At 69.1% G+C, this 12,472-nt stretch carries 5 protein-coding genes (1 of these 5 running past the window's edge); 3 read left to right on the forward strand and 2 right to left on the reverse strand.

All coding sequences use genetic code 11. From position 1 onward, the window contains the following. Both ABZ909_RS33280 and ABZ909_RS33285 read left to right on the forward strand, forming a co-directional pair. Nucleotides 1–3,266, forward strand: partial view of an amino acid adenylation domain-containing protein gene (locus tag ABZ909_RS33280; RefSeq protein WP_357007683.1) — the end only. Its footprint begins 7,177 nt before the window's first position; only the last 3,266 of its 10,443 coding nucleotides appear in the window; its start codon lies beyond the left edge, outside the window; its stop codon occupies nt 3,264–3,266. Continuing rightward, a complete protein-coding gene (locus tag ABZ909_RS33285) occupies nt 3,263–10,801 on the forward strand; it encodes an amino acid adenylation domain-containing protein (RefSeq protein ID WP_357007686.1) in 7,539 nt (2,512 codons plus the stop codon). The genes ABZ909_RS33280 and ABZ909_RS33285 overlap by 4 nt, the downstream gene beginning before the upstream one ends. A gap of 42 nt (nt 10,802–10,843) precedes the next feature. On the opposite strand, the gene ABZ909_RS33290 is transcribed toward ABZ909_RS33285, so the two are convergent. Continuing rightward, complete coding sequence (locus ABZ909_RS33290; protein WP_357007689.1) at nt 10,844–11,260, reverse strand: hypothetical protein; 417 nt, start codon at nt 11,258–11,260, stop codon at nt 10,844–10,846. Nucleotides 11,261–11,318: 58 nt separating this feature from the next. Beyond that, nucleotides 11,319–11,846, reverse strand: a complete 528-nt coding sequence (locus tag ABZ909_RS33295) for a MarR family transcriptional regulator (protein ID WP_357007692.1) — start codon at nt 11,844–11,846, stop codon at nt 11,319–11,321. A 54-nt stretch (nt 11,847–11,900) separates the two neighbouring features. Here ABZ909_RS33295 and ABZ909_RS33300 point away from each other — a divergent pair, with 54 nt between their 5' ends. Next, on the forward strand, nt 11,901–12,341 hold the full coding sequence (locus tag ABZ909_RS33300; RefSeq protein WP_357007695.1) for a VOC family protein: 441 nt from the start codon (nt 11,901–11,903) through the stop codon (nt 12,339–12,341). The last annotated feature ends 131 nt before the right edge of the window (nt 12,342–12,472 follow it).

The raw sequence follows: 12,472 nt of genomic DNA on the forward strand, positions 1-12,472 counted from the left end.
AGTCGGTGGCTCGGGCGGTCGTCGTGGTCCGGGCCGGGGATTCCGGATCGGCACGCCTGATCGCCTATGTGGTACCCGCCGCTGGGACCGCGCCCGCGGAAGAGTCATTGGAAACGCATATCGCACAGCGTGTTCCCGTCTATATGCGACCGGCCGCCATCGTGCTGGTCGATACGCTGCCGCTGACCGGCAACGGCAAGCTGGACGTGGCCGCGCTGCCCGATCCCGTCCCGGTGTCGCGCTCGGATCGGGCACCCCGGACCCCCGCCGAACAGGTGGTGGCCGAGCTCTTCACCGAGGTGCTCGGTGTCGACCGGCCGGGTGTGGACGACTCGTTCTTCGCGCTCGGCGGGGACAGCATCATCTCCATTCAGCTGGCTTCCCGGGCGCGGGCTCGCGGCCTGCACTTCACGCCGCGCGAGGTGTTCGAGCGCCGGACGGTGGCCGGGATCGCCGCTGTCGCACGGACACCGGAGGCGGATGCCGACGCGCCTCGCCTGCTGCCGGAATTGCCCGGAGGCGGGATCGGCGATATGCCACTGACGCCCGTGGTCCGGTGGCTGGCCGAACGTGGCGGCGGTTTCCGCCGGGTCAATCAGACCCTCACCATCGAACTGCCCGCTCAGACCGGGCACGATCACTTGATCCAGGCCGTCTCGGCGCTGATCGAGCGGCACGATATGTTGCGCAGCAGGTTGTTCCGCGACTCCGGCGAATGGCGATTCGAGACCATGTCGACGGATGCGCTCGATGCGTCGGAGCTGGTGCACCGCGGCACCTTCGAGGATGCCGCGGACGCCGATGCCCTGCGCGAGCTCGTCACCGCGGAACTCGATGCCGCGTTGGATCGCCTCGATCCCGCCGCCGGGGTGATGGTGCAGTTCGTCCGGCTCGATGCCGAGCGGGGGAGTGTGCCGGGCCGATTGATCATCTCCGTGCACCATCTTGCCGTGGACGGCGTCTCCTGGCGCATCCTGCTACCCGACCTGTTCGCGGCCCTCGCGAGTGCCGCGAGTGGCACGGTGCCGCAGTTGGATCGGGTGGGGACCTCCATGCGCAGCTGGGCGCACGGTCTGGTCGACGCGGCGCACGCACCGGAGCGGGCCGCCGAGCTCGAATTCTGGCGGCGGGTGTGCGCGACACCGGATCCCCCGCTGGGCTATCGGTCGCTGGATCCCGCCGTCGATCTCGCCTCTCGGCTCCGGACGGTCGAGGTCGCCGTGGACGAAACGGTGACCGAGGCGCTCGTGCGGACCGTCCCCGCACGCTTCCACGCGGGTGTCGACGAGGTCCTGATCGCCGCGCTGGCCGTCGCGCTCACGGTCTGGCGTGCCCGGTGGGGCACGCACGCTCCGGCTTCCCTGCTGCGGCTGGAAGGCCACGGGCGCGAGGAACAGATCGCGCCGGGCGCGGACCTGTCCCGCACCGTGGGATGGTTCACCTCGCTGTACCCGGTTCGGCTCGACATTCGTGAGATCGATATCGAGGCGGCGCTGGCCGGGACCGATGCGATCGGCGACGTGCTCAAGACGATCAAGGAACAGCTGCGTGCCATCCCTGATCACGGCATCGGCTACGGATTGCTGCGCTACCTGAATCCCGATGCCGCCGAACAGCTCCCGGCGGCGATGCCCGGACAGGTCGGCTTCAACTACCTGGGCCGCGTCGACGACCTGGGTGCGGGAGTGCTCGCGGCACCGGCTGCCGACCCGGATCCGGACCTGCCCGCGGCTGCCGTCATCGACGTGAACGCGATCGTGACGGGCACCCGGCTGCGCGCCGGATTCACCTATCCCACCACGCTTCTCGACGAGGCGGCGGTCTCGGAGCTGGCGCAGCTGTGGGTGACCGCGCTCGGAGCCATCGCCATGCACGCCCGGGGCGAACAGGCGGGCGGGCACACGCCGTCGGATTTCCCGCTGGTGCGGGTGAGCCGCGACGACATCACCGGCTGGGAGCAGGACTACGGCCCGCTTACCGACGTGTGGCCGCTCGCGCCTTTGCAGTCGGGGCTGTTCGTCCACGCCGTCATAGCGACGCCGGCCGCGCCCGGCGTCGCCGATGTCTACAACGTGCAGACGGTGTTGCGGCCCGGTGGGGCGATCGACCGCGATCGGCTGCGACAGGCCGGGCAGCGCATCCTGCAGCGCTATGCGAACCTGCGTGCGGCCTTCGTCTTCGATGCTTCGGGAAAGCCCCTACAGGTGGTGCCCGAAACAGTCGAATTGCCCTGGCGTGAGGTAGATCTGGCCAGCGCGGACGATCTCGTGGAGCTGGCCGCACAGGAGCGTGCACGTCGATTCGATCCGGCCCGTCCGCCGCTGCTGCGCTTCACGCTCGCGCGTGTCGCGGAGGCCGAGCCGGTGCTGATCGTGACCTACCACCACATCCTGTTCGACGGCTGGTCGGTACCGCTGATGCTGCGCGATCTGCTCGCGCTCTACACCGGTGGGGAGCAACTGCCCGCACCGGCCGGATCCTTCCGCGACTATCTCGCCTGGAACCACGGCCGGGACGCGGCCGCATCCACCCGGGCCTGGCGGCGAGTCCTCGACGGCGTGAGCGCGCTGACCCTGGTCGCCCCGGCCGCCCGCACCCGCGAAACCACGGTCACGACAGGGGAATACCGCTGGTCCCTCGACGCGGAGACCACCGGCGCACTAGGTGGGTCCGCCGCCGAACTCGGCGTCACTGTCAACACCGTGGTGCAGGTGGTCTGGGCGATCCTGCTGGGACGTAGGCTCGGACGCGGTGACGTGGTCTTCGGGGTGACCGTCTCCGGTCGCCCGGCCGCGCTGCCCGGCGTGGAATCCATTGTCGGACTGTGTATCAACACCGTGCCGGTACGCGTGCAATTCGGTCCGAGCACGTCCGTGGCGGATCTGCTGCGCGCGGTGCAGGCCGAACAGGCCGAGATGATCGAACACCACCAACTCGGGCTGACCGAGATCCACGCCGCCGCGGGCCTGCGCGACCTGCTGTTCGATACGGTGCTGGTCTTCGAGTCCTATCCGGTGGACGCCGAGCAACTCAGCGCCGCGGTCGCCGCCCTGCACGGCGTGACCGGCGCACGCCTCGAACTCACCGACGCCACCCACTATCCGCTGTCGGTCATCGTCGATCCGGGACCCGAGCTGAGAGTCCGAATTGGTTATCTCCAAAGTGTTTTCGACGAATCACAGGCGGCCGAGATCGGGGCCACCATGCGGGAACTGCTGACCGCCATCGCCCGCCGTCCACACGCGACCATCGAGGAGCTAGCATGACCCGGCGCCTACCGCTGACCCGTGCGCAGCAACACGCCTGGGTCGCACAGCAACTCGACGACACCGGGCAGCGTCTGATCGTCGGCGGCTACGTGCAGATTCACGGCGCGCTCGACGAGGAGGTGTTCGAACGGGCACTGCGCCTCGTCACCGCCGGGGCGGAATCACTGCGCGTGCGCTTCGACACCGAGGCCGACGGATCGCTCGTGCAGGTGGTGGAGGAGGTGCCGGACTGGCCCTTGCACCGCAACAGCTTCCGCGCCGCCGCGGACGCGCACGGGGAGGCGTTGCGGTTCATGGAGGCGGCCCTGCAGCGGCCATTCGACCTGGGGCGCGCGCCGCTGTTCGAACACCATCTGCTCGATGTCGGCGAGGCGGGCACGCTGTGGTTCATTCGCTCACATCACATGGTGATCGACGGGGCGTCCTCGGCCGCCTTCATCCGGCGCGTCGCCGACACCTACACCGCGCTGCTCGACGGGCGTCCGGTGCCGGAATCGGTATTCGACCGGGTGGCGGATCTGGTCGCCGAGGACGAGCGGTTCCGGACTTCCACGCGGTTCGCGGCCGACCGCGAATTCTGGGCGCAGCGGCTCGCGATCGGCGGGTCGTACGACCCACCGCAGTTCGCCGCCGCGCCGTCGGCCGCGGACGGCAATCGTTTCCTCCGGCAGGCCGGAGTGCTCGCCGAAGCCGAGTGGAAGACACTGCGCGCCCGGGCGGATGCCACCGGGACCCCGTGGCCGGTGTGGCTGCTCGCCGCCATCGCGTTGCTGCTGCACGCGGATTCGGGCACCCGTACGGTCACTGTCGGTTTGGCCGTACCCGCCAAGCGCTCCCGGCACGCACTCGGCATGACGGCGAACATCCTGCCACTGCGGATCACGGTCGATCCGGCCGCCACCCTCGGCGAGCTACTCGCCGCCGTGCGCGCCGAATCCATGATCATCCTGCGCCACCAGCGTTTCCAATACGGCGATATGCTCGCCGATCTGGGCGGGAGCGGGCTCGAAGGCGGCATCCTCGGGCCCACCGTCAATGTGATGCCCATGCAGAAGGATCTGCGCTTCGGATCCGAATCCGCCTCCCTGCGGCATTTGGCGGCCGGACGCTCGGACAATCTGAACATCAGCGTCTATGACAACGGCGATCCGGCGCTGTCGGTGGTGCTGGAATCGACGGCGTTGCGGTACTCCGAGCGCGACCTCGCCGCGCACCACCACCGGCTCACCGAGACCATTGCCGCCCTGGCCGTGGCCCCGGAGGAACTCCCGCTCGGCATGCTGCGGCCCACATCGGATCCGGCCGGGCCCTCGGCCGCCGCCGAGGTGACCGAGACGCTCGTCGATCGATTCGAGCGCATGGTGGCCGCGAACGGCGGGTCCATCGCCGTGGCCCATGGCGGCGAGCATCTCACCTATGCCGAACTCGACGAGCGGGCTCGCGGACTGTCCCGGATCATTGCCGGATCCGGCGTCGGCCCGGGGAAATTCGTCGGCCTGGCACTACCGCGCTCCATGGACCTCATCGTCGCCATTGTCGCGGTGCTGCGCGCGGGTGCCGCCTATGTTCCGCTCGATCCGAGCTATCCGCGGTGGCGGCTGCGGGCAATCCTCGACGATGCGGCACCGGCGCTCGTGCTCACCGGTGCTGGAGTCGAACTCCCGGAGGGGATCTCGGCCGCGCCCGTCCTGCGCATCGGGGACCCCGCGCAGGTCGTTCCGAGCGAGCCCGCCGTCCTGCGCTCTCCGCAGTTCCCCGCCTACGTGATTCACACCTCCGGTACGACCGGCCGCCCGAAGGGCGTGGTGGTCACGCACGCCAATGTGGTCCGGCTGCTCACGGCGACCCGGCCGTGGTTCGAGTTCGGGCCCGATGACGTCTGGACCCTGTTCCACTCCACGGCATTCGACTTCTCGGTATGGGAGATCTGGGGAGCGCTGGGCCATGGCGGCAGGCTCGTCATCGTCGACGCCGAGACGGCGCGGTCGCCGCGCGAGTTTCTCGAACTGCTGGTGACGCAACGGGTTACGGTGCTCAACCAGACGCCGTCCGCCTTCGGAATGCTGGTCGACGCCGAGGCGAGCCGGCCGGCCGAAAGCGACCGGCTCGCACTACGTTACGTGCTGTTCGGCGGTGAGCCGGTGGAGCCGTGGCGGCTGGCCGAGTGGTGGACACGGCATGATCCACGGGCGCCGCGCCTGGTCAATATGTACGGAATTACCGAGACGACGGTGTTCACCACCGGCACGCCGTTGGCAGGCACGGCGTCCGCGGGCGAAATCGGCACGGCTATACCGGATCTGGCTGTGTACGTCCTCGACGCCGCACTGCGCCCCGCCGCGCCCGGCGTGCCGGGCGAGCTCTATGTCGCCGGTCCCGGCGTCGCCGCGGGATATCTGCGCCAGCCGGGCCGCACCGCCGTGCGTTTCACCGCCGATCCCTTCGGTGGGTCCGGCACCGTCATGTATCGCAGCGGCGATGTGGCGCGGTGGACCGAGAGCGGGACGCTCGAATACCTCGGGCGAGCAGATCGGCAGGTGAAGATCCGTGGCTTCCGCATCGAACCGGGCGAGATCGAGGCGGCCCTGTGCGCACTCCCGGCGGTACGTGCGGCGGTGGTGCTGACCATCGAACACCGGCCGGGTGACCGGCGGCTGGCCGCCTATGTCGCCGGCCCGGGTGTCGACATCGGCGCGGTGCGCACCGCGATCGCCGAACAGCTTCCCGCGCATGCCGTTCCGTCCATCATCGTGGCGGTCGACGCCATCCCGACGACCCCCAACGGCAAGATCGACGAACGCGCCCTGCACGCGCTCACCAGCGATGGCACGGCACCCGCCGGCGGCGCCTCGCCGCGCGGCGAGGCCGAGGAACGGCTGCACGCGGTATTCGCGGAGGTGCTCGGGCACAACGGTTTCGGCGTCGACGACGGCTTCTTCGCCGTCGGCGGAGACAGCATCCTCGCCATCCGGCTGTCGGACCGCGCCCGTGCCGCCGGGATCGCGATCACGCCGCGGGATGTGTTCGAACACCAGAGTATTCGTGCGCTGGCGCGCACGGTCGGGACGCCTGCGCCGGAGCCCGCCCGAGCGGCGGTGAACCCGCTCACCATGCGCGACGGCCGTGCCTTCCTGCCCGCGACGCCCTTACAGGCCGGGCTGCTGTTCCACTCGCTGTACCAGGACGGGGAAGGCGAGGACCCCTATCTCGTACAGGTTGCGCTGAGGGTGGACGGCCCGATCGACGCGGAGCGGCTGAGCGCCGCCCTGCGCGCGGTGCTCGACCGGCATCCACACCTGCTGGGCCGGTTCGTCGTGGATGGCGACACACCGGAATACGAGATTCGCACGGACGTCGAGTTGCCCTGGCGGGTAGTGGATCTCGACGATGAGACCTCCGGTGAGCGGGACGACGCGGTGGAGCGGGTGCGCGCCGAGGACGCCCACACGGATCCGCTGGTGGGTCCGCTGCTCACGGTCACTCTCGTTCGCACCGCGCCGAACTCCGCCACTCTGCTGGTGACGCATCACCATGCGCTGCTCGACGGCTGGTCGCTGGGCATCCTGCTCCGTGAACTGCTGCTGGGCTACCGTGGCCTCGAATTGCCCGCTGCCACACCGTTCACGGCCTTCCTGGAATGGTCCGCGGCGCAGGACCGCGACGTTGCGCGTCGGGCCTGGGCGGAGGCCCTCGCCGGAGCCGAGCCGTGCAAGGTCGCACGTGTCGACCAGCGGCGGTGGCGGCGACCCGACGAGCGCAGCTTCGTCCTGCCCGCCGCCACGGTCACCGCGCTGCGCGAACAGGCGGCGGCGCACGGGCTGACGCTCAACTCGATGATCCAGGCGCTGTGGGCGCTGGTGATGTCGAATCTGACCGGAAGCGATGACGTCGTCTTCGGCATCACCGTCTCCGGCCGCGACGGCGGCGATCTGGACGGCGTCGTCGGGCTGCTCATGAATACCGTGCCGCTGCGGGTGCGCTCGCGCACGTCGGAAACGCCACTCGAACTCGCGGTCCGGATTCAGCGGGAACGCGTGGCGTTGATGGAGCACGACCATCTCGGGCTGCCCGACATCCTGGCGGCGGAGAGCGTGAGCGACCTGTTCGACACCTCGCTCGTCTTCGAGAACTTCCCCCTCGATACCGCTCTGCTCGACGACCCCGACGCGGACTTCCGGGTGACCTCGGTGAATGTTCTCGGCGGAACACATTTCCCGCTGACCGTCATCGTGGAGCCCGGTGCGGGCGCGCTGACCTTCCGAATCGCGGTGCAGCTCGAGCAGGTCGATGCCCTCACCGAGGTCGACGAGCTGTGGTCGCGCATCCTAGCCGCCGCGGCGGCGCTCACCGCATCGCGACAGTCCCCGGTGGGGCAACTCGACCTACTGCCGCCCGCGCATCGGGCCGAGCTGCTCGCCGCCGGACGCGGCGCGGCGACCGAACTCGATAATGGCGGGCTCGCAGAGTGTTTCGAGGCGACCGTACGGGCGCACCCACACGATGTCGCGCTCTGGTGCGACGGTGCGGAGCTCACCTACGTCGAGTTGAACGCGCGCGCCAATCAGGTCGCCCGCTGGCTGCGCACCCGCGGTGCGGGCCCGGGCGTGCCGATCGGCATCGCATTGCCCCGCTCGGTCGATCTCGTCGTCGTTTTTCTCGCCATCGCCAAGTTGGGCGCGGTATGCGTACCGCTGAGCGACCGCTACCCGCCCGCGCACGTGCGACGGCTGCTGGCGTTCACCGGTGCCGAACTGGTGATACATGAACTCGACGGTGCGGCAACCGAGTTCGACGACAGCGATCTCGGCGTCGCCGTGCCGGCCGATGCCGTGGCCACGCTCATGTTCACCTCCGGATCGACCGGGGCATCCAAGGGCGTCGAGGTCACCCACCGCAATATCGTGGCGCGCGCCCGCGACCGGATCGGCCGGGACGAAGGGCACCAGCGGATGCTGATGCATCTGCCCTACACCTGGGACATGGTGGTGTGGGAGCTGTGGCTGCCGCTGCTCAACGGCCACACCGTGGTGCTCGCGCGACCCGGCGTCCTCGATGTGCACGACTACACCGAAGTGCTGCGAGCCGGCCAGGTCACCTCGATCATGCTGCCGCCGGGCCTGTTTCACCTACTCGCAGAGCAGATTCCGAATGAGCTCGCCGAACTGCGGATGATCGCGTCCGCCGGGGATGTGCTGCCGCCGCACGCCGCCGCGACGGTACGGCGGGGCGAGCGCCCGCCCGTGGTGAGAAATCTGTACGGGCCGGTCGAGGCGACCAGCTTCGCGCTCTACTTCGCCATCCCGGACGACATGTCGCCGGACAGTCCGGTCCCGATCGGACACCCGGCTGACAATACCCGGGTCGCGGTACTGGACTCGGGCCTGCGACCGGTACCCGCCGGGGTAACCGGGGAGATCTACCTGTCCGGCGCGGGACTCGCCAACGGCTACCACCGGGACCCGGCCCGCACCGCGGAACGCTTCGTCGCCGACCCGTTCGGCCCGGCCGGTGCGCGCATGTACCGCACCGGTGATCTCGGGCGCTGGGGCACCCACGGCCGGCTGCACTTCCTCGGCCGTGCCGACCGGCAGTTGAAGATCAACGGTTTTCGCGTCGAACCCGGAGAGGTCGAGGCGGCCATCCGGCGTGAACCCGGCATCACCGCGGCGATCGTCACGGCGCGCCGGGCCGCGAGCGGACAGTCGCTCATCGCGCACGTCGTCGGGGACAGCACCGTCGACACCGCCGCGCTGCGGACCCGGCTGGCAGCGGCCCTGCCGTCGTACCTGGTTCCGTCGGCGATCGTGGCCTTGGACGAATTGCCATTGACTCCCATCGGCAAGCTCGATGTCGGCGCATTGCCGATGCCCGTCGCCGGCGATCACGTTCCGGTTCGCACACAACGGCAGCAGGTCATCGCGATGACGTTCGCGCGGGCGCTGGGTGTGGTGGAAGTCGGTGTCACCGATGACTTCTTCGCGCTCGGCGGCAACTCGCTGTCCGCGATCCGCGTCGTCGCAGGCTTGCGGTCCGCACTCGGCGTCGCGGTATCGCTGCGCGATCTGTTCGAATCGCCGACCATCGCCGCCCTCGAGCAGACCCTGGATCGGCGCGAACCCGGGGATCTCCCGCAGCGCATCGCCGCCGTGCACCGCACCGACCCGATCCCGCTCGCGCCCGCACAGCAGAGGCTGTGGACCGTGAACTATCTCAGCGGCAACCGCCCCGACTATCTGATCGCCACCGGACTCGAGCTGCGCGGGCCGCTCGATGTGACGGCGGTGGCGGCGGCGGTGAACGATCTGGTCGAGCGGCACGAAATCCTGCGAACCGTCCTGCCCTATGCTCTGGACGGTCCCATTCAGCGCATCCTGCCCATGGAGTCCGCGCGGCCGGATTTCCGCGTCGTGGACGTCCTTGACAGCGAAACCATCGATAGAACCATCGATTCCGAGCTGCAACGCGGCTTCGACCTCACCACCGAACCACCTCTGCGCATCCGGCTCTACCGCTCGAGCCCGGAGCATCACGTCCTACTCGGCGTACTTCACCACGCCGCCGGCGACGGCGAATCCCTGGCCGTACTCCAGCGGGACCTGCTCACCGCCTACCGTGCGCGTGCTACCGGGCAAGCACCCCATTGGCGCACTCCGGCAACACAGTTCGCGGACTACACCCTGTGGGTGAGGCAAACGCTCGACGCCGCCGGCGCGCACGGGGGCCTGCTGACCCGGCAGGCGCGCTACTGGCGCACCGCACTCGACGGTCTGCCACCACATCCGGTGCTGCCCACCGATCGCCCGCGCGCCGAGCGTCGGGAGAACATCGCGGCAGCCGTCCCCGTCCACCTCGACGCCGCCACCCACCGCGCCCTCGCCCGCACCGCTCGTACCCACCGGGCCAGCATCTACATGCTCGTCCACACCGCCCTCGCTCTCGCCCTGCACGACCGGGGCGCGGGCCCCGACCTGCCCATCGGCGTCGCCCTGAGCGCCCGCGACGCCGAGGGCCTGCAGGACCTGGTCGGCTGCGTAGTCGACACCGCGATCGTCCGCGTCGACCTCTCCGGCGACCCGCCCCACTCCGACCTCGTCCAACAGGTCCGCGAACGCGTCCTCGCCGCCTACGACAACAAGGAGTTCCCGTTCGACAACCTCGTCGAACTCCTCAACCCACCCCGCTCCCGAACCCACCACCCGCTTTTTCAAGTCATGGTCACCTACCTTCGCGGAGCCGAAATCGCCACAGCCGGAGCCGAACTGACCATCCGCCACCGCCCGGTCCCGGTCCGCCACACCCCTTGGGAACTCCTACTCAACCTGCGTGAGGAGTACACCCCCGACGGCGACCAGGCCGGGATCCACGGCGAAATGATCTACGCCGCCGAACTTTTCGACCATCCTACCGTCGAATCCATTGTCACCGCCATGACCACCGCCCTGGAGACGCTGGGTACCGAACCGGCGGGCACCGCTCACCCGCACCACCGGGCAGACCGCGGCGATCAGGTCCCACACCACCCCTGTGTGTAGGCCGACCGACCTGGCGCCGGACTCGGACCCGGTCGGTGAGCGTTATCGGCGGTCTTCCTTTCGTTGGATGGAACACCAGCGCCACACGACGATGGCGGCGGCCAGTGCGGCGGCGATCGGGACGTCGATGCGAATACGCTCGGGGAACCACGATGTGCGGCAGAGCAATTGGGCGACCACCGCCCCGAGCGCGGCCGAGCCGAGACCGAACCCCACCGCGAGTGCGGCCGGTGGCATACGTCGCGGCCACGTCCACCGGACTTCCCGGTATCGAAGCCACATGCCGAAAAGGAAGGCCACCATCGCAGACGTGCCCCCGATCGATGTCAGCGCGGCGAGCACCAGTTCGGGCCGCCCGGTGAGCAATCCGCCCACTCCCGCGCTGAGCGCCGGCGCCAGGTACGCGAACAGGACTTCCCGCCACAGGACGAATCTGGGCGGCACCGCCGTTGTGCTCATATGATTAGGTACCTAACTATATGTCGTAGCAAAAGCGCCGGACCGCAGGGTGTCGCACTCAGTCCGCGGTGAGCGCGCCGATGCCCCGGCCGATGCGTTCGAGTAGGTCGAGAAAGGTGGCGCGTTCCTCGGAGGTGAGCGCGCCGGCCATGGCCTGCAGGCGACCGAAATGCTCGGGAGCCATGTCGCGAAGCTGCTGGGCGCCGCGCGCGGTGAGTACCGCCACCACGCCGCGACCGTCCTCCGCCGAGGCGCGGCGGCACACCAGCCCCTGCTGTTCCAGACCGGCCATCAGTCCGGTAACCGTTGCGCGCGTGACACCGAGCACGGTCGCCAACTGCGACGGCGACAGCTCGCCGTCGGCATCCTCCAGGGCGGCGAGCAGGCGATAACGCCCGGCCGAGAGTCCGAATCGCGCGAAGTGCGCCTCGGTCGCCTGGGTGAGCCTGGCTCCTGTGGCCAGCAGCCGCACCGCGACGAGGACGACCCGCGGGTCGATCTCGTCTTCGAGTGCGTAGCGCTGGATCTGTGACCGCGCCTGCTCCAGTGTGGGAGCCGCAAGGGCATCATCCGGATCCGTCGCCATGGACTTAATATGGCACCTAACTATCTGTTCCGTCAAAGTCGAAACGAGATCGCCATGGCTCCCTCTCTCGCCGGTGTGCATCATCTGAAGCTGCCGGTATCCGATCTATCGGCCGGCATCGCCTGGTTCGAGACCGCGCTCGGTGCGAGGAGGCTGGAGAAGTTCGACCATTGCCACCCCGACGGCACCCTGTTCGGCGTCATCATGATGTTGCCCGGTGTGGCGATTCCGGTGGAGTTGCGCCTGAATCCGCTGGCGGCCACCGCGATAGCGGGCTTCGATCCGATCACCTTCGGCGTCGACGGGGTCGAGGGATTGCGGCGGTGGGCGGCCCATCTGGACGAGGTCGGCGTCGAGCATTCACCCATCATCACCGGATTCATCGGACACCTGATCGAATTCCGAACCCCCGACGGACTCTGCGTCCGGATCTATACCAACCCGCGGAACGGCTTCGCCCACGCTCACATGCGTAGTCCACGTGATTTGGTGTGACAGTGGGGGAACACGCCGGGGTTCTCCCACCTCGATCAGCACCAGATGGACGCCTACATCTGGAGGAACTTCTCCCTCGCGCCCCTGCCGACCCGGCTGGCTGTCGAATAGGCGCGACCGATCCGACACTG

It is taken from the genome of Nocardia sp. NPDC046763, assembly GCF_040645495.1.
Taxonomy (GTDB): Bacteria; Actinomycetota; Actinomycetes; order Mycobacteriales; family Mycobacteriaceae; genus Nocardia.

Excerpts from the sequence above, each read along its gene's own strand:
- ABZ909_RS33285 (WP_357007686.1), top strand. The coding sequence starts at position 3,263 with ATGACCCGGCGCCTACCGCTGACCCGTGCGCAGCAACACGCCTGGGTC.
- ABZ909_RS33295 (WP_357007692.1), bottom strand. The coding sequence starts at position 11,846 with ATGGCGACGGATCCGGATGATGCCCTTGCGGCTCCCACACTGGAGCAG.
- ABZ909_RS33290 (WP_357007689.1), bottom strand. The coding sequence starts at position 11,260 with ATGAGCACAACGGCGGTGCCGCCCAGATTCGTCCTGTGGCGGGAAGTC.
- ABZ909_RS33300 (WP_357007695.1), top strand. The coding sequence starts at position 11,901 with ATGGCTCCCTCTCTCGCCGGTGTGCATCATCTGAAGCTGCCGGTATCC.